Raw genomic sequence first — 20,745 nt, 5'->3', positions numbered from 1 at the left:
CGGTGAGGGAGTCTCTGCCGAGGGGTGTACTCGGAGGGAACCCCACCCCGACGGATGCGGACGTAGCCTGGTCGCATGGACAACCGGTCAGAGGTGCGCGAGTTCCTCACGTCCCGGCGGGCGAAGGTCACCCCCGAAGCGGCCGGCCTGTCGTCCGGCGGCAACCGTCGCGTCGCGGGGCTGCGCCGATCCGAGGTGGCGATGCTCGCCGGCGTCTCCGTCGAGTACTACGCGAAGCTGGAGCGCGGCGCGATTGCCGGGGCTTCCTCGTCGGTGCTCGAGGCGATCTCCCGTGCGCTCCAGCTTGACGACACCGAACGGGCGCACCTGTTCGACCTCGCGCGGGCGGCCGACGGCATCCCGCTCTCCGGACGGCCCCGCCGCCGCGCGATCAAGTCGGCGGCGGCACGACCCAGTCTCGCGTGGGCACTGAACGCGATCACCGAGGGCATCGCCTTTGTGCGCGACCCCCAGCAGAACCTCCTCGCCACGAATGCGCTCGGAAAGGCGTTCTACTCGCCGCTGATCGGCGACGGCGGCCGCACTCCGAACCTCGCACGTTTCCAATTCCTCGACCCGGCGTCGCGCGAGTTCTATCCCGACTGGGACGTCTTCGCCGAGATGTGTGTCGCCATCATGCGTGCCGAGGCCGGTCGCGACCCGCACGACAAGGGATTGCAGGATCTAGTGGGGGAGCTCTCCACTCGAAGCGACGTGTTCCGGCAGCTCTGGGGCGCGCACGATGTGCGTACGCACGGGGCGGGAACGAAACGTTTCGTGCATCCGGTGGTCGGGGAGGTCACCCTCGCCTACGAGGAACTCGCCGTGACCGCCGAGCCCGGCCTGGTGCTGATGGTCTACACCGCCGAGCCCGGATCCCCGTCGGCAGAGCGCCTCCGGTTGCTCGCCAGCTGGGCCGCATCCGCCGCGAACGAAACGGCCGGAACCGCGGCGGCCGGCGCAGCGACGTCCGACTAGCCTGCGTCCGTCCCGGCGGAGACGAGCCGAACGCTGCGCCGCTGCACCGATCCGCTCAGCCGGGAGAGGTCGTCGTTGTCGACATGGCCGACCATCACCAGTCCCGTCCGTGGCGCGGTCGCGCCATCAGTGAAGAAGATGACGATGCTCCGTTCCGCCGCCCAATAGGCCACGTCGCCGGCACGATAGTGCGAGATGCTCTCCGATCCCGCGACGTTGAGCGGGGCGGCGAGGCGCGCGACCTCCGCCGTCCCCATCCGGTTCTCGAAGGTCGCCTCCCGAGGTAGCTGTCGCGAGAAGTGCGGTCCAGCGGCTGTGTCAGTCGTTTGCACCGCGACGGAAACGGTACTGGAATCGGGTGAGCAGGCAGCCGCGCCCGCCGTGAGCAGGAGCGCCGCGAGGACGGTGGTGAGGATGCGGAGTTTCATGAGTACTAGAGAACGGTCCTTCGCGTGGGCGGGGGAGTCCCTGTTCTGACGTGCCCTCTCAGGGCATCCCAGCTGTCGACGTCGCGACTTACTCTGAGGGCATGGATCACCGTGAGGAAATCCGCGAGTTCCTGATGTCGCGGCGCGGCCGGGTGGACCCCGAACGGGTCGGCCTGCCCGTGGGGAATGATCGCCGTGTGCCCGGCCTGCGACGTGGGGAGGCCGCGGCTCTGGCCGGAGTGAGCGTCGAGTACTACGCCCGACTCGAGCGGGGAGCCATCGCCGGCGCATCCGACGCGGTCCTGGACGGGCTCGCTCGTGCCCTCATGATGGACGATGCCGAGCGCGAGCATCTCTATCGGCTCGCCGAGCGATCCACTGGGACGGAAACGCCGCGTCGCGTCTCGGCGCCCAAGGCGTGGCAGCCGTCTCCGAGCATCCGATTATTCTTGGACTCGATGGACTCCGCGGCTGCGTTGATCGGCAATGGTCGCACCGACCTACTCGCCTGGAATCACCTCGGCGCGGCGCTGATGGACGAGATGATCGGGACTGCAACCACCTCGCCGCCCAACTTCGCGCGCTTCATCTTCCTCGAACCCGTCGCTCGCCGGTTCTACCCCGACTGGGAGAGCGTGGCCGGGATCAATGTCGCCCAACTGCGCACTGAGGCCGGCCGCGACCCGCACGACAAGCAGTTGCGCGACCTTGTCGGCGAACTCTCCACGCGAAGCGACCACTTCCGACGTCTGTGGGCGCGGCACGACGTCTGGCATCACCAGAGCGGCACCAAGCGGTACCACCACCACGTCGTGGGCGACCTGCAACTCCACTTCAACGGCTTGGACCTCGTCGGCGAGCCAGGCGTGCAACTCACCGTACTGACACCTGAGCCGGGCACGGCCGATCACGAAGCGCTGCAATTGCTCGGCCACTGGAGAGCGACCCGTGCTCCTGTAGTCGCAGCGACCTCCGACTAAAGGGCTGCGCTCCCGTCGGGTCCGTTCTCGGTTCGGTCGGCCGCCTCTTGGCGGAGGGCGGCGTTCTCGCCTTCGAGGGCGAGCACCTTGCCGATGCCGGCCAGGTTGACCCCGTCGTCCTGCAGTTCGGAGACCCGCCGCATCCGCTCGATATCGTCGGCGCTGTACCGGCGGGTTCCCCCATCGGTGCGGGCGGGAGTCAGGAGCCCTTTGCGCTCGTACAGGCGCAGGGTCGCCGCGGGCAGCCCGAGGAGCTCGGCCGCGACGGCCATGCTGTAGACCGGCCGGCTCTCGGGGTTCTCGCTCATAGAAAAATTGTGCGGGTTCCACTTGCAGAGTGTCAAGAATCGTTGTAGAAAATATGCAGCAAGTGATGAAGATAACTTGCAGCGGCAGGACAGGGTCCGGATGCGCGCAGCATTCCTGATCCGACCCCGTCGCGTACCCACGATCGAAAGGAGAATCTCATTATGTCGATGTCATTTGATCCTTTCAGCCAGCTGGATCGGATCGCTCAGAGCATCTTCGACACCAGCCGGCAGCCGCGGATCATGCCGGTGGACCTGTTCCGGGAGGGACATCAGTACGTGCTGAACGCCGACCTGCCCGGAGTGGATCCGGGCTCCGTCGACGTGGACGTGGACGGTCATCTGCTGACCATCCGTGCCCAGCGTTCCGTGGGCAACCGGGAGAACGGGCGCTGGCTGGCGCAGGAGCGTCCGTTCGGTTCGTACATGCGGCAGTTCTCGATCGGCGACGACGTGGACCCGGAAGGCATCAGTGCGAGCTACGACAACGGAGTGCTCAGCGTCGTGATTCCGATCGCCGAGCGGGCGAAGCCCCGCAAGATCTCGATCGGGTCGGCGAGCGAGACCAGGCAGCAGGCCGTCGCGGCCTGATCCGCCATCCGGCACCTCTCGGATGTGCATGTCGGACCGCGTGAGGCGGGCGACCTGAATGCTTTCCCGAGAGACCGCGGGGTCGCCGGCGAGGCCGACCGGCGACCCCCGCCCACCGTCCTTCAGGATCGATTCGGTACGAGCGGATTTCGAGTACGAGGGGAGAGGAGAAGATGGGAAAGCTGGTTTACGGATCACGCGAGATCGACATCGATGACCGGCTCCTGACGCATCTCCAGGTCGTTGCGATCAACAGGCTGAAGCGTGAGCAGCCGTTCGCGCTCTCCTGGCGCGACGCGCGCGACCAGGGCGGAGGGCGCACCACCGTGTGGGTGCACCCGTCGATCCCCTTGATGTTCCATTTCGACGGTTCGAGGGTGCCGTCGATCAACCGGGAGTGGCTGGCGGAGCTCAATGCGTCAGCCGAAGGTCCGATGGGGATGATCGTCACGGCGGAACCGTCCCCCAACGGCGTGGACGACGAAGAAGACAGGGTCCCGATGGAAGGTGCGAAGCGATAGTGAGAAGAATCCATTACGCGGGCGGGACGCTCGTGACCGGTGACGCGATCGCGGATGTCGTGCTGCGTTACGCGGAAGCCCTTGCGAAACAGTCGGCTGCAGAAGAGATGAGAGTGCCCTGCCTTTCCCCGTCCGGTGTGCGGGACGAAGCGCTCCTGCTCGTCGGTCCGGCCAGCCAGCTCATGGCTACCAAGGAAGACGGGACCGACGACCTCCACGATGAAGAATTCGTCCAACGATACGAAGCGGCCATCCGCGCGCTCGGGCCGCGCGCAGCCCTCCCGCTGGGGCCGGACTCCGGCTTCATCGAAGGAGACTTGAGCATCCACTTCGACTAGCTCATCGGCTCACGCCCGTTGCTGGCCAGGCTCAGGAGGCGCGGAAGTACTCCGCCGCGCGGTCGTTGAAGAGCGACGCGATCACGGTGATCGAGACGACGATGCTGACGACGGAGGCCAACAGGAAGGATGGCGCCCTGATCGACAGTGCGATCGCCGCCAGGATGGAGGCGGACTGGAAGATCGTCGCGACGATCCGGGCCCCGTTGCTTCCGCGGAACAGGCCGCTCGACACGATCAGGATCACCACCCCCAGGATCATGACGGCGACGGCCATGACGATGACGAGGGCTGCGTTTCCGAACCGCGCGACCAGGTCGGCGTTGCCGAGCTGGAAGAGCAGCAGCACGCCCGTCACCACATTGACCGTGCCTGAGAGCCAGGTCAGCACTGCGGCCACCGTCACGCTCCGGGGGCGGAGATCCTTTGCCGTGGTCATGGGATCACGATGAAGCCAGGGTGTGCGCCTTGATCGTCTCGAACTCCGCGGGGGTGATGGCGCCGGAATCGAGCAGCGTCTTCGCCTTGGCGATCTCTTCGGCGGGCGAGTTGGTCGACGCCACCGTGCGGATGTAGGAGTCGGTGTCGCTCTGCGCCCTCTGGATGTCCTCCATCTTGCGTCTCGTCATGCTCGGCCCGCGCGCGATCAGGTAGACGAGAGCCGTGATGAACGGGACGAACACCAGGAAGATGATCCACACTGCCTTCAGCCAGCCGTTCAACGTGTGGTCGCGGAAGATGTCGGCGATGATCGAGAAGAGCACCATCAGGTAGGCGATCCACACGAATATCCAGAACGAATAAACGATGAAATCCCAGAAGTTCATGACCTGACCTCCTCCTTGACCTGGCCGCCGTGTGCGGTGACCGCGTAGATGACGAGAACGTCGATGGCGATGAGGATCGCCGACCACCAGGGCTGGGCCGGGATCAGGAACAGCTGGCCGATCGCGCTCAGCACGGCCAGGATCACGGCGATGATGCGCGCCCACGTCTGGCCGGCGAACAGACCGCCCGCGGTGAGCACGGCGAGGACGCCGATGATCATGTTCCACCACCCCCAGCCGGAGATGTCGAGGATGAAGAGGGACCCGTTCGCGACCACGTAGTACGGGTCGGGGGCGAACACGGCGACGATGCCCTGGAGCACGCTGAAGAGCCCGGCGATGAGCACCATGAGGGCGGCGAAACGGCCCCATCCGGTGTTCACCGTGCGGTCGACGGTGGTCATGACTGTTTCTCCTTCGGTTCGGTGTCGCTGGTGGGCTGCGTGACGGGTACGGCGTTCTGCTCGAAGACCGCCGTGATATCGATGGAGTGCGTCACCGGCGCGGTGACCGCCGCCGGGTCGATGTGTGACATGAATCTCTCCGTTCACCCGCAGCTCCGAGGGAGCTGATGCTGCTGAAAGTAGCTGCGGAGGCGAAACGGCGGCATCATCCTGCTGGAATGAGATCGGCGCCGAACCTGACGCCCCGGATCGTTCGCAAGCCCGGTAACCGTCAACGGGACGGGGTGGGCGACGGGCTCGCGGTGGGGTTCGGCGCCTTCGCCGCACTCAACGCCTTCTCGAACGCGTTGACCGTCGCGGCGTCGACCTTCCCCTTCGGTTCCACGCCCAGCTTCGACTGGAATGCCATCACTGCGTCGGTCAAAGCGGGCGTCCACACACCGTCGACGGGTCCGTCCCAGAACCCGGCGAGCTTCAGCGTCTGCTGCACAGCTGCCGTCGTCGCGGCGCTCTGCTGAGCGGCCGCGCCCCCGAGCGCCTGGAGCTTCGCCTCGAGGGCTGCGGCCGTGGCCTTGTCGACTGCTCCCGTCACGGGCAGGCCGCTCGCCTTCTGCAGGTCTTCGACCGCAGCGACGGTCTGCGGCCCGTACACGCCGTCCACCGCGCCGCCGTAGTATCCCGCCGCCGCGAGATCCTGCTGGAGCGCGGTCACGTACGAACTCACGCTCGCCTGGGCCTGCTCGTCGGTCAGGCATCCCGCCTCGGCGAACAGTCGCAGCCAGGCGAACTCCAGTGCGACGGCAGCACTGTTGAACTGTTCGGAGGCGTCCGCGAGCGCCGTCTTGTCGGTGATCGTCTCCTGCGCTGCGGCGAACTCGGAGTCGGCCTGCTTGACGCGATCCACCGTGGCGGCGGGAACCAGCGGGGTGGATGTCGGCGCGGGAGTGGCAGGGGAGGGGGAGGCCGAGCTCGACGGTCCCGCCTTCGCCCGGTCGAGGGCCGCGCGCGCCTCGGCGAGCTCCTTTTCGGCGGTCTCGAGCTCCTGCTGCGCCGTGACCGCTGCCTCGGCGCTGTCGAACGCGTCCGCACGCGGTTTAGCGAGATCCTCGCCGGCATCCGTGACGTCGCCGACCGTGGGCGCGATGGCGTTCAGCACATCGCCGTACCGGTCGAGCGCGACGATGTAGGTCTTGCTCGACGTGCAGAACGTGTCGGATGCGGCCGCCTGCGCGGTCGTGGCATCCTTGACGGCCTTCTCCTTGGCGGACACTTGCGCCTGCGCACGGTCGACGGGGCTCGCATCCGAGCATCCCGCAAGCACGACGACGGCGGACACAGCCGCGGCCGCCGCCGCCGCTACACGGAGCCTCTGCACCCCTACCCCTTATCCCGGTTTCGCGCGCTACTCGCTGGCGTCTTGGACTTCGTTCTCCAGCTTCTCGTCGTCGACGGCGATCTCCTTCTTCGTCACCTTCGTCGCGTGCGTCAGCAGCTTCTCGACTTCGTCGACCTCGCCGGGGGCCGCGACGATCACGATTCCTGCGCTGCCGGCGTCGAGGGTCTCGCTGATCGTCTTCAGATCTTCCGCGGACGACCTGTTCGAGATGTGGCCCGCGATCGCGCCGATGCCGGCGCCGGCGCCGCCCGCGACCAGGAGGGCGCCGCCCAGGGCGACCGCAGGGAAGAGCGCGACCACGAGTCCGCCCGCAAGGCCGATGGCGAGGCCTTTCCTGCCGCCGTGATGCTTGGCTCCGTCGTCGCGCTTCGGGATGGAGACTTTCCCTTCCTTGTCGCGGACGACCACCGCGGCGTCGAAGGCTGCGTGCTTTCCCTCATCCTTGAAGTGCGCATGTATCCGGTCGAAATCGGCCACCGCGTCGTCTTCGCTCGCATACTGTGCAGCAATCGCTACGTACGGCTCATCAGCCATGTCACAGCTCCTGTCCTCATCCGCCGACCGCTCGGCCGGCCACGATCCGTCGCCGCATGGGGATGCGGCACCCACGCACAGCTTCGAGCCATCACCTCCTGGCGGACATCACCCGGACGGGATGATCCAACGGGCCGCACAAGGAGTCCGCCAAGAGGCGGCCTATCCCCTCGGCCGTGAGCGGACTAGCATGTGGTCCCATCGGAAGCCCGCCTTCCGGGACGGGAGCCGGCCGTGACCGCATCCACCCCCGAGATGTCCCACGCGACCGCCCGTCGCCTCATCGCGCCGCTGGCGCTGGCGCAGTTCATCTGCAGCTTCGCCGGCTCCAACATGAACGTGATGATCAACGACATGTCGCGCGATCTGGATACGACGGTCCAGGGCATCCAGATCAGCATCACTCTCTTCTTGCTGACGATGGCGGCGCTCATGATCCCCGCCGGCAAGCTCACCGACAAGCTCGGGCGCAAACGCTGCTTCGTGCTCGGCCTCGCCATCTACGGCGTCGGTGCGCTGGTCAGCGCCGCGGCGCCCGGACTGTGGGCGCTGATCATCGGCAACAGCCTGTTGGAGGGTGTCGGCACGGCCCTGCTGATTCCGCCGGTCTACATCCTCACCACGATCTACCTGTCGGACATCGCGACGCGAGCATGGGCCTTCGGCATCATCAGCGGCCTCGGCGGCATCGGCGCTGCGGCCGGTCCGCTCATCGGCGGCCTGATCACCACCGCGATCAGCTGGCGCGCCGCCTTCCTCTTCCAGGCACTCATCATCGTGATCATCCTCCTGCTCAGCCGACGCCTCACCGACCCGATCCCGCCGCAGCCTGACCGCCCGTTCGACACGGTGGGTGCCGTGCTCTCGGCATTGGGGCTCTTCGTGCTGGTGCTCGGCATCCTCGCCGCGGACAACAGCGTTCCGCTGATGGTCACCCTGGTCATCGCCGGGATCGTGATTCTCGTGCTCTTCTTCTGGTGGATCCGGCGGCGGGAGCGCACCGGCAAGGAGGCGCTGCTCTCGACATCGCTCTTCCACAACCGGATGTCGAACATCGCGCTCGTGACCCAGAACCTGCAGTGGGTGCTGCTGATGGGCACGTCCTTCACCGTGTCCGCCTACCTGCAGGTCGTCCGCGGCCACAACGCGATCCAGACCGGTGTGATCTTCACCGCGGCGACCGTCGGGCTGCTGCTCACCTCGCTGTTGGCCGGACGCCTGGCGAAGCGGTTCTCCCAGCGCAGCCTGATCATCACCGGGTTCGTTCTCTGCGTTCCCGGGGTCGCGCTGCTGATCTGGTTGGTCGCGGGAGGTTCCAACTCGTGGTCCTTCGTTCCCGGACTCTTCCTGATCGGCGCCGGGCTCGGCCTCATGCTCACCCCGTCGGTCAACGTCGTGCAGTCGGCGTTCCCCGAGAAGGAGCAGGGTGAGATCTCCGGCCTCTCGCGCAGCGTCTCCAACCTCGGCTCCACCCTCGGCACGGCGATCGCCGGAACGATCCTCGTCGCCAACATCGACGCGGGCGGCACGGCGTACGGTATCGCGATGGCGGTGCTGGGGATCCTCGGGATCGGTGGCCTCATCGCCGCACTGCTCCTGCCGAGGACCAAGGTCCCCGCTCCCCGGTAGGTTCATGGCGTACACGCATTTCTCCGGCTGACCCCCGTCTCCTCCTAGAAAGGCACTAACGCATGCGCATCCACCCTCGTCTCTGGATGGGTTTCGTGATCTGGATCGGCTACGTCTTCGTGGTGTTCCTGGTCACGAAACTGATGGGAGTCCCATACACCAGGATCGGCGCCACGGCGGAGGAGACCTGGAAGGGCGCGGTGGTCGACCTCGCCGTCGCGGCCGTGCTGCTCGTGATCACGACCTCGGCGCTGGGGTGGTGGCGGCCGGCGCTCTTCGAGCGGAAGCGCTCGCACCACAAATGGCCGATCTTCGTGCCGATCGTCATGGCCGTGCTGGCATTGGTGAACATCTTCAGCACCGATTGGTCCGAGTTCGATGCGTCGTTCATCTTCGCGCTCGTCTCGCTCGGCATCCTGGTCGGGTTCAACGAGGAGATCATGGCGCGCGGTCTCGTGCTCACCGCGTTCCGGTCGCGGCTGCACGAAGGCTGGGCGTGGTTTCTCTCGAGCGTCCTCTTCGGCCTGATGCACCTCGTCAACGCCGCCCTCGGGTCGCCGCTGAGCAGCACCCTGCCCCAGGTGGTCCTCGCGTTCGCATCCGGAACCGCGTTCTACATCGTGCGCCGGGTGACCGGGTCGCTGATCTGGGCGATGCTGCTGCACGGACTGTGGGACGTCTCGGTGTTCTCGGTCGGTCACGCCCCTCTCGGTGTGCCGTACGCCAGCTTCCTGGCACCCGTGGTCGGTGTGCTCGCACTCATCGTCGTGTTCTGGGTGATCAAGGGCACCGACGAGAAGACCCCGGATGCCCCTGCTGTCGAAGCAGCGCCGGTCGCCGAGGAGCGCACGCTGTAATCCCGCCGGGCGACGTGACCGGGCGACGTGACCTATAGACGCGAGGTGCTGTTTTACGGAATCGTCAGGTGAGACGGGACTCTTCCCGAAAGGAGATCGCATGAAGCAGAACGATCCGACTCCGAGCGTCGCAGCGGCCAATGAGGCGCTGACGAGCACCCTTCCGTTCGCCGACACGGCCGACTTCGACGCCGTGGAGCGTGGCTTCCTCGGCACCCTGGACGACCCAGCGATCCGCAACGAGGGGGGCGACGTCGTCTGGGATGCGTCCACCTACGACTTCGTCGACGGGGATGCGCCGGCGTCGGTGAACCCGAGCCTGTGGCGTCAGTCGAAGCTGGTCGCCAAGCACGGCCTCTTCGAGGTCGTCGAGGGCATCTACCAGGCCCGCGGGCTCGACCTCTCGGTGATGTCGTTCATCGAAGGCGACTCCGGGGTGATCGTGGTCGACCCGCTCATCTCGAAGGAGACGGCGGCGGCAGCGCTCGCGCTCTACCGCACGCATCGGGGCGATCGCCCGATCGTCGCCGTGATCTTCTCGCACAGTCACATCGATCACTTCGGCGGTGTGCTCGGCATCGTCGGCCAGGACGAAGTCAACGCGGGCACGGTGCAGATCGTCGCGCCGGAAGGCTTCCTCGAGCACGCGATTTCCGAGAACGTCTACGCCGGAACCGCGATGTCCCGTCGCTCGGGCTACATGTACGGGGCGGCGCTCTCCCGCGGGCCGCAGGGCCAGGTCGGCGCGGGCCTCGGCCAGACGACGTCGACCGGCCAGCCGGGGATCATGGTCCCGACGCTCGAGGTCACCACCACCGGAGAGAAGCACACCTTCGACGGGGTGGAGTTCGAGTTCCAGATGGCGCCGGGAACCGAGGCACCGTCGGAGATGCACTTCCACATCCCGCGCTATCGCGCGCTGTGCATGGCAGAGAACGCCACGCACAACCTGCACAACCTATTGACGCTGCGGGGGGCGGTCGTGCGCGACCCGCACGTCTGGTCGCAGTACCTCACCGAGGCGATCGAGCGCTACGGCGACAACACCGACGTGATCTTCGCCTCCCACCACTGGCCGACCTGGGGGAACGACGAGGTCAGGAGCTTCCTCGGTGTGCAGCGCGACCTCTACGGCTATCTGCATGACCAGACCCTCCGGATGCTCAACCAGGGTCTCAACGGCGCGGAGATCGCCGAGGTCATCGAGCTGCCGCCGGCGCTGGAGGGGAACTGGAGCACGCACGGCTACTACGGCTCTGTCTCGCACAACGTCAAGGCGATCTACCAGCGGTACATGGGCTGGTTCGACGGCAACCCCGCGCGCCTCTGGCCGCACCCGCCGAAGCCGCTCGCCGAACGGTACGTCGCCGCGATCGGTGGTGTCGACCGCGTGGTCGAACTGGCGCAGCAGGCGTACGACGAGGGCGACTACCGCTGGGCGGCGACTCTGCTCGACCATGCGGTCTTCGCGGATGCGGAGAACGCGGCCGCGAAGTCGCTGTACGCCGACACCCTCGAGCAGTTGGGCTACGGGTCGGAGAACGGCACCTGGCGCAACTTCTTCCTCTCCGGAGCGACGGAACTGCGCGAGGGGAACTTCGGTACACCGATCTCCACCAACGCACCCGCGATCATGGGCGAGCTGTCGCCGGAGCAGATCTTCGATGCCATCGCCATCACGGTCGACGGGCCGAAGGCGTGGGACCTCGACCTGTCGCTCGACGTGACGCTCAGCGATCTCGGCCGCAGCTTCCACTTGACCCTGCGCAATGGCGTGTTCATCTACGTCGAGCGCGAACCGAAGGGGGATGCGCAGCTGCACCTGACCCTGACCAAACCGCGCTTCCTCGCCCTCGCCGGCGGCGACACAACGTCCGACGGCCTCACGGTCGACGGCGACACCGGCGTGCTCACGCAGCTGACGAGCGTGCTCGACCCGGGAGACCCCGGGTTCAACATCGTCGTCCCCTGATCGGGATGATCTCCGGATGACCGATCGTCCGCCGCAGCGTGCGGCAGCACTCGCGCAGCCGACGCGGGTGCTGCTCACGCTCGCGGCGGCAGGGGTCGCCGCCTGGGCGATCTCCGCCGGCCGCGGATTGCTGGCCCCGTTGCTGCTCGGCGCGATCCTGGTGATCGTCGCGCATCCGGCCAGGCGCCCGCTCGATCGGCGCGGCGTTCCCCGGTGGCTCGGCACCACGGTCGTGATCGCGATCGCCTACGCCGTGCTGATCGGCCTGGCGGTGATCGTCGGGCTCGCGCTCGTGCAGTTCGGGCACGTGCTCACCGACTACGCCGACGAGCTGGAGCAGAGCTCGGACCAGGTGGCCGCGTTCTTCGGCGGTCTCGGCCTCGACGGATCGGCACTGCGGCCGGATGCCCTGCTGCCGCTGCTCGTGAATGCAGGCAAGTCCCTGCTGGGCCTCGGCACCGCGATCTTCTTCGTGCTGGCCTATGTGATCTACCTCGCGGTGGACGCGGCGCGGTTCCGCGACATCCCGGCGGAGGTGGCGGCGAGCCACGCCATGCGCATCCGCACGTTCCGGGACTTCGCCGACGGCACGAGCCGCTACTACCTGGTGAACTCGATCTTCGGTCTGATCGTCGCGGTGGTCGACGGCCTCGCGCTGTGGGCGCTGGGCATCCCGGCCCCGTTCGCCTGGGCGGTTCTCGCCTTCGTGACGAACTACATCCCGAACATCGGCTTCGTCATCGGCCTGATCCCGCCCGTGGTGCTCGCGATCGTCACCGGCGGCTGGGGGCTCGGTCTGCTGGTGGTCGCGATCTACTGCGCAGTGAACGTCGTGCTGCAAGTGCTCGTGCAGCCCCGGTTTGTGAGCAAGACCGTTCGGCTCAGCATCACCCTGACGTTTTTCTCGGTCGTGCTCTGGACGGTGCTGCTCGGCCCGATCGGGGCGATCCTGGCGGTTCCGCTCAGCCTGCTGCTGCGGTTCCTCCTGCTCGGCGCCGCACCGGATGCGCGCCTGGCGAGATGGCTCACCGGTGACGACGACCACCTCGTCCAGCCAGAGAGCCCGGACTGACCGGTCTGCGCTCTGTGGGCGCTGACTGTCGATTCGGGTCGTACTCGTTCGACGTGGAGGCATGAGTCAGAACGAGCGTTCCATGCGGGGGTCGGCCGATTTCGCCATCCCGCAGTCAGCTGCGCCGCGCACGCGACGCACGGTTCGAGACCTGTTGCGCCTCGCCGGCATTCATCCTCGGCGGAGCGTGACGGGGAAGGCGGCGCCTTCCGCGGACTTCCAGCGCCTCTTCGACGAGGCGCAGTGCGACCTGATGCGGGCCGGGTTCTGGCCTCACTGATCCGTCACGGGCGGCCGCTCGGTCGCGGTGGTTCACATCTCCAGGGTGTGACCCGCGTGCGATGGCTGGCCGACGGCGGCGCTCAGCACCGCGGCGGCCCGCTCGCGCCGACGCCGGGCCCGGTCGACGCCGAACAGGTAGACCGCGTCGAGCACGCCGAGCGTGTTGGAGACCAGCAGCACCGCGAACCATGGCTTGCTGTCGTTCTTCGCCGCACGCCAGAGCGACGCGCCCTTCCAGGCGAGCGTCCATACGACCGCTGCCGCGATCGCGGCCTGAGTGGCCGGGCTGGGCAGGTGGTCGTGGTGGTGGATGTGTTCAGTCGACTTCGAGTGCAGCATCATGGTGGATCCAATCGGACGACCCGGCACGTCGTGCCTGACGAAGGGGAATCTCGTTGCGTCCAGCAAAGCCCGTGTGCGCGTACGGGGCAAGAGGCGGAGCCCCTTCGATAGCATCCGACCGTGACTTTCGAGACGGTGAGAGCGGCCTACGGCTCCCGGGCAACGGAGTACATCGAGGCCGTCGGGCGGATCGAGCATGTGCCGGATGCCGACCGGGAGGCCATTCTCCGGTGGGCGACGGGTGTTCGCGGTCGCGTGCTGGATGTGGGCTCCGGGCCCGGTCAATGGACCGACTATCTCCGGCGGCATGGCGTTGCCATCGAGGGCGTGGAGCCCGTGCCGGAGTTCCTTTCGGCGGCTCGGCGGGACTACCCGGACTCGCGTTTTCACGAGGGCCGGGCCGAGAGCCTGCCCGTCGCCGACGGAAGCCTCGGGGGAGTGCTGGCCTGGTACTCGCTGATCCACACGGATCCGGCCGCCCTGCACACTCTCCTGGAGGAGTTCGCCCGGGTCATCGCTCCGGGTGGGTCCCTGTTCGTCGGCTTCTTCACCGGCGCCGCGCTGCAACCGTTCGACCACGCCGTGACGACGGCCTACTACTGGCCCGTCGAGTTGCTCTCGGAGCGGATCGAATCAGCGGGGTTCATGGTACGGGAGGTCCGCGCGCGTTTGGACCCCACCTCCACCCCGGAGCCGGGCAAGCGGCCGGAGGCGATCATCGTCGCCACGCGAGAGGACTGACGCGTCCGCCGACCGCCGGTGAGTGCACGCACGGCGCCAGCCGAGCCGAGGAAGACGACAGCGAGGGCGACCCAGCCGAGCATCCCGTGGTCGAGGGCGGTGACGGTGACGACCAGGGGCGCCAGCATGCTGCCGAGGGCGAAGCCCATCCCGAAGACACCCTGATACGCCCCGGGGCGCGCGCGATCGGCGAGCTCGAAGCTGAGGCTCCAGGTGCCGGCCGATGACAGGATCTCGGCGAATGTGTGGAGGAGCACCGCCACGAGGAGCACGGCCACCGCTGCAGGCGCGACCACGCCGGAGGCTCCGCTGTACGCGAAGCAGGCCGCGGCCATCAGGATTCCGGCGAGGCCGGTCATGTTCCCGGCACGCCGGATGTTCTCGGAACCTCTCGACAGCGGGATCTGGAACAGGATCACTCCGGCCGTGTTCACGATGAGAGCGATCGAGACGATCACGTGGGGCGCCTGGGTGTGTGCGACGACCCAGATCGGGAGGCCGACCTCGGCGACGCCGAACTGCATGGCGAAGATGCCGGCGAGCAGCGTGAGGGAGAGGTAGCGCGGGTCTCGGAACGGTGAGCGGCCCACCGGGAGGGGAGTGCGCGCATCCGTCGGCGTGTTCGACGGATCGGCCCCGCGCGTCGACACATCGACTGACCGCGGCAGAGCGAGCAGCGTCGCGGCGCCTGCCAGGGTCGCGCAGCCCGCGAGCACGAAGGTGACCCGGTAGCCGGCGGTCGTGCCGACGAGCACCGGTATGCCGGCGGCCGCGGAGCCGAGAGCGATGCCGGCGTTCGAGACCGCGCGCAGGATCGCTCGGGTCCCCGCACGGGACGGCCCCTCGAAAGCACGGGCGATGATCGCGGAGCGCACCGCGTTCGACGCACGGTTCGCGCCGATCGTCACAGAGGCGAGCACGGTCACGACGATGACCGCTGGTGACCAGGCGAACGCGATGAGGGCGCACCCCTCGACGGCGACCAGGGCGACGAGGAGGCGACGGGGCGACATCCGGTCTGCGAGGTGGCCGGCGATGATCGACGTGAGCACGCCGACCCCGCTGGCGATGGTCAGCACGACGGCGACGGCCGTCGCGGACAGCCCGGCGAACAACGTGAGATAGAGGATCGACAGCGTGAGGAAGACGCCGCGCCCGAGGGTGTTGACGAGGGCGGCGGACGCGAGGATCCGCAGCACCGGATCGGCCAGGGCGGTCAGGAGGGGCGGGGTTGCGCGAGTCTGTGTGAGCACCTGTCCGTTATCGCAGCATCGCGCGTCACGGCGAATCGATGTAGCGTATCGCTTCATGTTGACGTACGAGCTCGACGAGGACGACATCGGCGCCATCCGGCTCGCGCTCTCGCCCCTCAGCGAACTGGGGCTCTCGATCCGCGCGCTCAAGCGGCCCGACCTGTACCCTCTGCAGTTGCCGTGGGTGCGGCTCACCGAGGACGCCCGGCGCACCGTCGATCAGGATGTTCTGCACGCCCTCGTGAACGACGGTCTCACCACGCCAGACTTCCTCAACCCACGCCCGATGGGCCCGCTCACCCGCATCGACGACGAACTCGACGCGCTGCGGAGGCTCGACCCCGATCGCTTCCGGCAGCAGCTGACCGAGGTGCACGGCGAGCTCCCCGCTCCGCTCCGCGGGTCCCCTGCGCGCGCGATCAACCGGATGGTCGACGTGCTCGCGGACTACTGGACCGTCGCGTTCGCGCCGCACTGGGAGCGGATGCGCCGCATCCTCGAAGCAGACATCGTGTACCGCGGGCGCGAGGTCGCCCGCGGCGGCGTCGCCGGAATGCTGAACGGCATCTCGCCGAACCTGCACTTCGAGAACCGCGTGCTCTCGGTCACGCTGCACACCAGGGTCAACCGCCACGAGCTGATCGGTGGACATGGGCTGACACTGGTGCCGACGATGTTCTCCCGTCGGGTGTCTGCGCCGATCGCCGCCGGCGAGCCGCCGATGATCCTGTACGCGGCCAGGGGGCAGGGGATCATGTGGGAGAAGGGCGCCCCCGTCGACGACCGCGCCCTCGTCGCGCTCATCGGGCGCACCCGCACGACACTGCTGCACGCCGTCGCCGAACCCGCATCGTCCACCGAACTGGCCGCACGGTTCGGCGTCACGACCACCGCCGTGAACCAGCACCTGCGAGCGCTCCGGGATGCACGCCTCGTGACGTCGACGCGCTACGGGCGCAGCGTGCTCTACTTCCGCAGCGACCTGGGGAACGCGCTCGCGGAGCGCGAGGACTGACGCGGCCGTCGACGGCGGCTTAACCTGGAAGGGTGAGCCGCGAGGCGGAAGAACTCAACCGGCGACTGCTGCGTGCCCGTGACGCGATGGATCGTGCCTACGCCCATCCGCTCGATGTGCCTGCCGTGGCGGCGGTCGCCCACATCTCGCCCGCGCACTTCAGCCGCTGCTTCCGTGCGGTCTTCGGTGAGTCGCCCCACCACTACCTGCAGCGGCGTCGCGTCGAGCGCTCGATGTTCCTGCTGCGCGAGACCCGACGCACGGTGACGGAGATCTGCTTCGATGTCGGCTTCAGCAGTCTCGGCACGTTCAGCCGGACCTTCCGCGAGATCGTCGGGCAGACGCCGACCGCCTATCGGGAGGGGCACGGCCCGATCGTCGCGCCGCACTGCGTACAGCTCGCGGCGATGAGGCCTCTCGGCGCGGTGCATCGCCCTGCAGCACAGAGCACATTCGGATAAGCCGCGCCAGGGAGCGGCTCCCTAGGATCGAGGCAACTGACGCGAACGGAACGGGAGAACACGATGATCACTGCACTGAATGTCACGACCATCTTCGTGCTGGACAAGGACGAGGCGCTGGATTTCTACGTCGGCAAGCTGGGGCTCGAGAAGGGCAACGACGTGCAGCAGGGCGACTACCGCTGGCTGACGGTCCGCGTGCCCGGCGAGGGCGGAACCGAGATCTCGCTCGAACAGCCCGGTCCGCCGCTGCATGACCAGCAGACAGCCGACCAGATCCGCGAGCTGATCACCAAGGGCGCGCTGGGCGGCGGGCTCGTCTTCATCACCGACGACGCGCACGCCCTCTACGACACCCTTCGCGAACGCGGCGTCACCGATTTCACGCAAGAGCCCACCGAGCACTTCTACGGAACGGACATGGGCGTTCGCGACCCCTTCGGCAACGCCATCCGGATTCTGCAGCAGGGTTAGGAGGCTCGATCCCGGCTCACGATTGGTCTGGAGTCGGTTCATCACGATGTCCGCCGGCACGTTACCGGGGCGAGCTTGTGGCGTCGATCACCACAGACCGGGACCCTTCGAGTGCGCGCCGTGCGCGCCGGCGAGCCTCGTCGTTCGTGCGTGGCCAATCCTCGAGGGTGACCCCCTGCCCGCCGAACAGGCCGCGCTCCTCGTTGATCGCGTCGAAATGAGGGTGTCAACACGATCCCCTTCTGGCCGGTCGGGTTCCACTATGCATCGCGCGTGCACCACGCGCCGTCGTTCGGGCATTCGGAAGACGCCGGTGGAGAGGCTTCTTGCGTGCATCCATTCGACCACGTAGCATCGCAGAAACCGTTCGCTTAACGGTTTTCTGCCTTCGCTCGATGGGGACGCGACTTCGATGACCGACCAGCTCACCCGCTCCCCGTCGGCCGTGCGCGTCGTGCTCCAGAACCCGCTCTACCGGGGCGCGACGGTCGCGCTCTTCCTGTCGGGGCTCGGCACGTCGGCCGCCGCACCGCAGATCGCGCAGTTCCTGGTGAACGACCTCGGCAGCTCGCTCGCGGTCGCCGGGCTGTACTACCTCACGAACCTCACCGCGCCGATCGCCGGCTATCTGATCGGCCGCCGCTCGGATCGCACAGGGCGGCGGCTCGGGCTCTTCCGGCTGTGCGCGGTTGCCGGTGGCGTCGGCTGGCTCGCCATCGCCTTCGCCGGACAACTCTGGATGCCGTTCGTCGTCAGCGCGGTCATCCTGGGTTTCGCGGGCGCCGCCGCCTCGCAGCTCTTCGCCGCGATCCACGACGAGCTCGCGGCGACGCCGACACCCGTCGGTGACGGCGTCGTGTCGATCGCGCGGATGGCGCTGACGTTCGGCTGGGTGATCGGCCCGGTCGCCGGCACCTACCTCGCGGCGCAGACCAGCCTGCGGGTGACGCTGATCGCAACCGCGGTCTGCACGTTCGCGCAGATCATTCCCATCGGGACGCTGCGCGAACGGGCCGACGTGTTGCCCGTCACCGAGACGCACCCCTCTGGCGCGGTTGTTGCGCGGGCGCACGTGCCGGTGCGATCGATGCTGCCCCTCCTCGCGTTCACCGGGTTGTACGTGCTCGTCTACGCCGGCGAGCCCATCAAGTACGCCTACCTTCCGATCTACATGAACGAGCAGCTGCACCTCCCGCCTGCCCTCAGCGGTGCGATCATCGGCATCCAGCCGCTGGTGGAACTGGCGCTCATGCCGCTGGCGGTGGTCGTCGCGCGACGGACGGGCATGATCCCGCTCATGGTCGTCGGCGCGCTGTTCGGTGTGGTGGCGAACGTGCTCTTCGCCACGACGGGGACCGCGGTCGGGCTCTTCGCCGGTCAGATCCTGATGGGTGGGGTCTGGGGCGTCTTCGCCGGGCTCGGGATCATCGTGGCCCAGCGGTTGCTTCCGACCGCGATCGCGACGGCATCTGCGATCTTCATCACGGCGCCAGCCCTGAGCTCGGCGCTCGGCGGGCTGGCCGGCGGCATCGGTGCGGCGACGATCGGACTGCCGCTGGTGTTCGTCATCCCCGCCGTGCTGGCGCTGATCGCTTCGGCCGGACTCGTGGTGCTCCACAAGCGGGTGGGCGCCGAGCGGGTGCGGTAGCCGGCTCTCGTCAGCGCGCCCGGCGGCGGCGGACGATCCCGACGACGATCAGCACCACACCGACGACGAGCAGGATCGGACCGATGGTTCCCCACAACGAGGAGCCGCTCATCGCGGAGCCGCGCAGCACGTTGAGCCCCTGCAGGGTCCACACCAACCCGATGGCGGCCAGGATCACACCCACGACGAGAAACGGCCAGCTGCGCTTCATGAAGCCCACCCTAGTGCGCTTGCGGTCATCCCACCCTCAGTGTGCTGTGCAGATCCTGTCCCGTGGCCTTCTGGTAGGCCTTCAGGCTGGAGTAGGTCTTCCCCAGCCATCCGAAGGAGACGTTCGTCGTCCCGCTCACTGCGAACCGGTTGCGATCGCTGACGTTGTGGCCGCTGACCTTGTCAGCGCCGGCTCGATCGACCGTGCCGAGCAGCGCGCCGGCGTCGTTGGTCGCCGTGATCGTGTTGTTCTGGATCACGTTGTCGTAGGCGTAGAACTGGATGAGTATCTCCGGCGACCCGTCGTTCAGCTTGTTGTTGTTGCGCAAGGTATTGCCGGTGAATCTGTTGTCGTGCGATTGGCCGGTCTTCACGCCGCCGCAGTCGCTCGCGCCGTCGCAGTACCCGCCGGTGGCGATGCCGACATAGAGGCTGTTGTCGATCGTGTTCGATCGCACGTCGACGAAGTCCGCCGAACCGCGCGGGTTCTCGGCGGCGACTTCGATCCCGATGTCGTTGCCTGTCACCACGTTGTTCGTCACATCGATGTGGGTGCCGCCGTCGATGTAGATCCCGTCGGCGCAATTGCACCAGACGCCATCCTCGTAATACGCGGGGTTGCCCTGCGACCGGATGTAGCTCACCCGGTTGCCCGAGATGACCCCGTTCCTGGCGCGATTGAGGTCGGTGTACCGATCCTTGCCGGTCAGGGTCGACTCGTAGCCGATCGCGTCGATGCCGATGTTGTTGTTGTCGTGGATGTCGTTGTTCGTGATGGACCATCCGTCGACATTCCCGTTCACGACAACGCTCTCGCTCGCACCCAGGCTGAGGTGGTCGACCGTGTTCTTGGTGATCGTCAGGGCGGTGATGGAGTGGGCGGCGTTGTCGCCGTAGACCGCGATGCCGTGCGCGTTGATATCGAAGCTGCCGAGGGTCTGGTTGTCGTTGCCGAGGTCGTGCACGTGGTTGCCGCTGATGACTATGTGATCGTCTGCTCCGTGCACGTAGATGCCGATCGGCATCGCATCGAGCGCGCTCGACCGATAGTCGGTGATCTCCACGCCTGTGAGCGTCACGTGCGAGCTGTTGCTGATGTTCACCATCGCGGACCGGCCGTCGGCGGGCTTGAACCGGGAGCCGTCGAGGATCACGTGCTCGTGCCGATATGCCTCGACGGTGATCCCGGTCACGCCGGTGAGATCGATCTTCTGGTAGTAGCGTCCACCGCGGATGTCGACGGTGCCGCCGCTTTTGTTCCCGCCTCCGCTCAGGCGCTTGATCGCCTCCTGCACGGTGTGGAGTGGGGCGGAGACGCTGCCGGAGGCGTGGTCGTTGCCGTCGACCGCGACGGTGATCGTCTTCGACGCGTTGCCGGTCGAAGCAGGCGCCGCGAGGGCGACGCCGAGACCGGCCAACGCGATGACGGCGAGGGAGGGCAGTAGCGCAGGACGGAAGAACGACAGCATCGTGAATCCCATCTA

The 20,745-nt window shown here is 67.4% G+C and carries 25 protein-coding genes and 1 pseudogene; 14 read left to right on the top strand and 12 right to left on the bottom strand.

All coding sequences use genetic code 11. The annotated features are described in order from the left end of the window. The first annotated feature begins 75 nt into the window (after positions 1–75). Positions 76–978, top strand: a complete 903-nt coding sequence (locus tag AC1DB1_RS02795; protein ID WP_477199708.1) for a helix-turn-helix transcriptional regulator — start codon at positions 76–78, stop codon at positions 976–978. Here the strand turns inward: AC1DB1_RS02795 and AC1DB1_RS02790 are convergent. Then, positions 975–1,406 carry a cyclophilin-like fold protein gene (locus tag AC1DB1_RS02790; protein ID WP_477199707.1) on the bottom strand — a complete coding sequence of 144 codons (432 nt, stop codon included), beginning with the start codon at positions 1,404–1,406 and terminating at the stop codon, positions 975–977. The two genes, AC1DB1_RS02795 and AC1DB1_RS02790, sit on opposite strands and share 4 nt — an antisense overlap. A 50-nt stretch (positions 1,407–1,456) precedes the next feature. Here AC1DB1_RS02790 and AC1DB1_RS02785 point away from each other — a divergent pair, with 50 nt between their 5' ends. Beyond that, positions 1,457–2,386 carry a helix-turn-helix transcriptional regulator gene (locus tag AC1DB1_RS02785; RefSeq protein ID WP_477199706.1) on the top strand — a complete coding sequence of 310 codons (930 nt, stop codon included), beginning with the start codon at positions 1,457–1,459 and terminating at the stop codon, positions 2,384–2,386. On the opposite strand, the gene AC1DB1_RS02780 is transcribed toward AC1DB1_RS02785, so the two are convergent. After that, positions 2,383–2,694, bottom strand: a complete 312-nt coding sequence (locus tag AC1DB1_RS02780) for a MerR family transcriptional regulator (protein ID WP_477199705.1) — start codon at positions 2,692–2,694, stop codon at positions 2,383–2,385. The genes AC1DB1_RS02785 and AC1DB1_RS02780 overlap by 4 nt on opposite strands. 162 nt (positions 2,695–2,856) lie before the next feature. Here AC1DB1_RS02780 and AC1DB1_RS02775 point away from each other — a divergent pair, with 162 nt between their 5' ends. From AC1DB1_RS02775 to AC1DB1_RS02765, 3 genes are all read left to right on the top strand, one after another. Beyond that, positions 2,857–3,285: an Hsp20/alpha crystallin family protein gene (locus AC1DB1_RS02775; protein WP_373877128.1), complete on the top strand. Its 429-nt coding sequence runs from the start codon at positions 2,857–2,859 to the stop codon at positions 3,283–3,285. Positions 3,286–3,458: 173 nt separating this feature from the next. Then, positions 3,459–3,806 carry a DUF7882 family protein gene (locus AC1DB1_RS02770; RefSeq protein WP_271176841.1) on the top strand — a complete coding sequence of 116 codons (348 nt, stop codon included), beginning with the start codon at positions 3,459–3,461 and terminating at the stop codon, positions 3,804–3,806. After that, positions 3,806–4,144 carry a hypothetical protein gene (locus AC1DB1_RS02765; protein ID WP_477199704.1) on the top strand — a complete coding sequence of 113 codons (339 nt, stop codon included), beginning with the start codon at positions 3,806–3,808 and terminating at the stop codon, positions 4,142–4,144. Before AC1DB1_RS02770 ends, AC1DB1_RS02765 begins: the two co-directional genes overlap by 1 nt. 31 nt (positions 4,145–4,175) lie before the next feature. Here the strand turns inward: AC1DB1_RS02765 and AC1DB1_RS02760 are convergent, their stop codons facing one another. From AC1DB1_RS02760 to AC1DB1_RS02735, 6 genes are all read right to left on the bottom strand, one after another. Further along, positions 4,176–4,583, bottom strand: coding sequence for a DUF7144 family membrane protein (locus tag AC1DB1_RS02760; protein ID WP_477199703.1), 408 nt, complete (start codon positions 4,581–4,583; stop codon positions 4,176–4,178). A 4-nt stretch (positions 4,584–4,587) separates the two neighbouring features. Further along, positions 4,588–4,971, bottom strand: a complete 384-nt coding sequence (locus AC1DB1_RS02755; protein WP_477199702.1) for an SHOCT domain-containing protein — start codon at positions 4,969–4,971, stop codon at positions 4,588–4,590. After that, positions 4,968–5,375: a DUF7144 family membrane protein gene (locus tag AC1DB1_RS02750; protein ID WP_477199701.1), complete on the bottom strand. Its 408-nt coding sequence runs from the start codon at positions 5,373–5,375 to the stop codon at positions 4,968–4,970. Before AC1DB1_RS02750 ends, AC1DB1_RS02755 begins: the two co-directional genes overlap by 4 nt. Next, positions 5,372–5,506: a hypothetical protein gene (locus tag AC1DB1_RS02745; protein ID WP_477199700.1), complete on the bottom strand. Its 135-nt coding sequence runs from the start codon at positions 5,504–5,506 to the stop codon at positions 5,372–5,374. The genes AC1DB1_RS02750 and AC1DB1_RS02745 overlap by 4 nt, the downstream gene beginning before the upstream one ends. A 140-nt stretch (positions 5,507–5,646) precedes the next feature. After that, positions 5,647–6,750 carry a peptidoglycan-binding protein gene (locus tag AC1DB1_RS02740; RefSeq protein WP_477199699.1) on the bottom strand — a complete coding sequence of 368 codons (1,104 nt, stop codon included), beginning with the start codon at positions 6,748–6,750 and terminating at the stop codon, positions 5,647–5,649. A 27-nt stretch (positions 6,751–6,777) separates the two neighbouring features. Next, on the bottom strand, positions 6,778–7,305 hold the full coding sequence (locus tag AC1DB1_RS02735) for a DUF1269 domain-containing protein (protein WP_271176848.1): 528 nt from the start codon (positions 7,303–7,305) through the stop codon (positions 6,778–6,780). Positions 7,306–7,539: 234 nt separating this feature from the next. On the opposite strand from AC1DB1_RS02735, the gene AC1DB1_RS02730 reads away from it, so the two are divergent. From AC1DB1_RS02730 to AC1DB1_RS02715, 4 genes are all read left to right on the top strand, one after another. After that, the gene (locus AC1DB1_RS02730; protein ID WP_477199698.1) at positions 7,540–8,934 is read left to right on the top strand and encodes an MFS transporter; all 1,395 of its coding nucleotides are present in this window, start codon (positions 7,540–7,542) and stop codon (positions 8,932–8,934) included. Between the two features lie 62 nt (positions 8,935–8,996). Beyond that, positions 8,997–9,791 carry a lysostaphin resistance A-like protein gene (locus AC1DB1_RS02725; protein WP_477199697.1) on the top strand — a complete coding sequence of 265 codons (795 nt, stop codon included), beginning with the start codon at positions 8,997–8,999 and terminating at the stop codon, positions 9,789–9,791. Between the two features lie 100 nt (positions 9,792–9,891). Next, on the top strand, positions 9,892–11,763 hold the full coding sequence (locus tag AC1DB1_RS02720) for an alkyl/aryl-sulfatase (RefSeq protein WP_477199696.1): 1,872 nt from the start codon (positions 9,892–9,894) through the stop codon (positions 11,761–11,763). Positions 11,764–11,779: 16 nt separating this feature from the next. Then, entirely contained in the window at positions 11,780–12,835 is a 1,056-nt protein-coding gene (locus AC1DB1_RS02715; protein WP_477199695.1) for an AI-2E family transporter, read from the top strand. Positions 12,836–13,147: 312 nt separating this feature from the next. Here AC1DB1_RS02715 and AC1DB1_RS02710 read toward each other — a convergent pair whose 3' ends face one another. Next, entirely contained in the window at positions 13,148–13,459 is a 312-nt protein-coding gene (locus tag AC1DB1_RS02710) for a DUF5652 family protein (protein WP_477199694.1), read from the bottom strand. 120 nt (positions 13,460–13,579) lie between these two features. On the opposite strand from AC1DB1_RS02710, the pseudogene AC1DB1_RS02705 reads away from it, so the two are divergent. Then, a pseudogene (locus tag AC1DB1_RS02705) lies at positions 13,580–13,996 on the top strand (class I SAM-dependent methyltransferase); the annotation flags it as partial. A gap of 59 nt (positions 13,997–14,055) precedes the next feature. On the opposite strand, the gene AC1DB1_RS02700 reads toward AC1DB1_RS02705, so the two are convergent. Next, a complete protein-coding gene (locus AC1DB1_RS02700; protein ID WP_477199693.1) occupies positions 14,056–15,453 on the bottom strand; it encodes an MFS transporter in 1,398 nt (465 codons plus the stop codon). A gap of 55 nt (positions 15,454–15,508) precedes the next feature. Here AC1DB1_RS02700 and AC1DB1_RS02695 point away from each other — a divergent pair, with 55 nt between their 5' ends. From AC1DB1_RS02695 to AC1DB1_RS02680, 4 genes are all read left to right on the top strand, one after another. Further along, positions 15,509–16,468, top strand: coding sequence for an ArsR/SmtB family transcription factor (locus tag AC1DB1_RS02695; protein WP_271176855.1), 960 nt, complete (start codon positions 15,509–15,511; stop codon positions 16,466–16,468). Positions 16,469–16,500: 32 nt separating this feature from the next. Next, positions 16,501–16,929, top strand: coding sequence for a helix-turn-helix domain-containing protein (locus tag AC1DB1_RS02690; RefSeq protein WP_271176856.1), 429 nt, complete (start codon positions 16,501–16,503; stop codon positions 16,927–16,929). A 63-nt stretch (positions 16,930–16,992) separates the two neighbouring features. Beyond that, a complete protein-coding gene (locus AC1DB1_RS02685) occupies positions 16,993–17,403 on the top strand; it encodes a VOC family protein (protein ID WP_271176857.1) in 411 nt (136 codons plus the stop codon). Between the two features lie 412 nt (positions 17,404–17,815). Beyond that, positions 17,816–19,051, top strand: coding sequence for an MFS transporter (locus tag AC1DB1_RS02680; RefSeq protein ID WP_477199692.1), 1,236 nt, complete (start codon positions 17,816–17,818; stop codon positions 19,049–19,051). A 10-nt stretch (positions 19,052–19,061) separates the two neighbouring features. On the opposite strand, the gene AC1DB1_RS02675 is transcribed toward AC1DB1_RS02680, so the two are convergent. Beyond that, the gene (locus tag AC1DB1_RS02675) at positions 19,062–19,262 is read right to left on the bottom strand and encodes a hypothetical protein (protein ID WP_271176859.1); all 201 of its coding nucleotides are present in this window, start codon (positions 19,260–19,262) and stop codon (positions 19,062–19,064) included. A 25-nt stretch (positions 19,263–19,287) separates the two neighbouring features. Continuing rightward, entirely contained in the window at positions 19,288–20,742 is a 1,455-nt protein-coding gene (locus AC1DB1_RS02670) for a right-handed parallel beta-helix repeat-containing protein (protein ID WP_477199691.1), read from the bottom strand. Positions 20,743–20,745: the final 3 nt, after the last annotated feature.

The organism is Leifsonia sp. 10N434 (assembly GCF_056394405.1).
This window is presented reverse-complemented; position numbering and strand designations above follow the sequence as displayed.

What these genes read in the sequence shown, in the direction of transcription:
- AC1DB1_RS02760 (WP_477199703.1), bottom strand. Translation starts at nt 4,583, where the DNA reads ATGACCACGGCAAAGGATCTCCGCCCCCGGAGCGTGACGGTGGCCGCA.
- AC1DB1_RS02780 (WP_477199705.1), bottom strand. Translation starts at nt 2,694, where the DNA reads ATGAGCGAGAACCCCGAGAGCCGGCCGGTCTACAGCATGGCCGTCGCG.
- AC1DB1_RS02720 (WP_477199696.1), top strand. Translation starts at nt 9,892, where the DNA reads ATGAAGCAGAACGATCCGACTCCGAGCGTCGCAGCGGCCAATGAGGCG.
- AC1DB1_RS02725 (WP_477199697.1), top strand. Translation starts at nt 8,997, where the DNA reads ATGCGCATCCACCCTCGTCTCTGGATGGGTTTCGTGATCTGGATCGGC.
- AC1DB1_RS02715 (WP_477199695.1), top strand. Translation starts at nt 11,780, where the DNA reads ATGACCGATCGTCCGCCGCAGCGTGCGGCAGCACTCGCGCAGCCGACG.
- AC1DB1_RS02670 (WP_477199691.1), bottom strand. Translation starts at nt 20,742, where the DNA reads ATGGGATTCACGATGCTGTCGTTCTTCCGTCCTGCGCTACTGCCCTCC.
- AC1DB1_RS02775 (WP_373877128.1), top strand. Translation starts at nt 2,857, where the DNA reads ATGTCGATGTCATTTGATCCTTTCAGCCAGCTGGATCGGATCGCTCAG.
- AC1DB1_RS02750 (WP_477199701.1), bottom strand. Translation starts at nt 5,375, where the DNA reads ATGACCACCGTCGACCGCACGGTGAACACCGGATGGGGCCGTTTCGCC.
- AC1DB1_RS02755 (WP_477199702.1), bottom strand. Translation starts at nt 4,971, where the DNA reads ATGAACTTCTGGGATTTCATCGTTTATTCGTTCTGGATATTCGTGTGG.
- AC1DB1_RS02695 (WP_271176855.1), top strand. Translation starts at nt 15,509, where the DNA reads ATGTTGACGTACGAGCTCGACGAGGACGACATCGGCGCCATCCGGCTC.
- AC1DB1_RS02790 (WP_477199707.1), bottom strand. Translation starts at nt 1,406, where the DNA reads ATGAAACTCCGCATCCTCACCACCGTCCTCGCGGCGCTCCTGCTCACG.
- AC1DB1_RS02745 (WP_477199700.1), bottom strand. Translation starts at nt 5,506, where the DNA reads ATGTCACACATCGACCCGGCGGCGGTCACCGCGCCGGTGACGCACTCC.
- AC1DB1_RS02795 (WP_477199708.1), top strand. Translation starts at nt 76, where the DNA reads ATGGACAACCGGTCAGAGGTGCGCGAGTTCCTCACGTCCCGGCGGGCG.
- AC1DB1_RS02680 (WP_477199692.1), top strand. Translation starts at nt 17,816, where the DNA reads ATGACCGACCAGCTCACCCGCTCCCCGTCGGCCGTGCGCGTCGTGCTC.
- AC1DB1_RS02735 (WP_271176848.1), bottom strand. Translation starts at nt 7,305, where the DNA reads ATGGCTGATGAGCCGTACGTAGCGATTGCTGCACAGTATGCGAGCGAA.
- AC1DB1_RS02710 (WP_477199694.1), bottom strand. Translation starts at nt 13,459, where the DNA reads ATGATGCTGCACTCGAAGTCGACTGAACACATCCACCACCACGACCAC.
- AC1DB1_RS02675 (WP_271176859.1), bottom strand. Translation starts at nt 19,262, where the DNA reads ATGAAGCGCAGCTGGCCGTTTCTCGTCGTGGGTGTGATCCTGGCCGCC.
- AC1DB1_RS02770 (WP_271176841.1), top strand. Translation starts at nt 3,459, where the DNA reads ATGGGAAAGCTGGTTTACGGATCACGCGAGATCGACATCGATGACCGG.
- AC1DB1_RS02685 (WP_271176857.1), top strand. Translation starts at nt 16,993, where the DNA reads ATGATCACTGCACTGAATGTCACGACCATCTTCGTGCTGGACAAGGAC.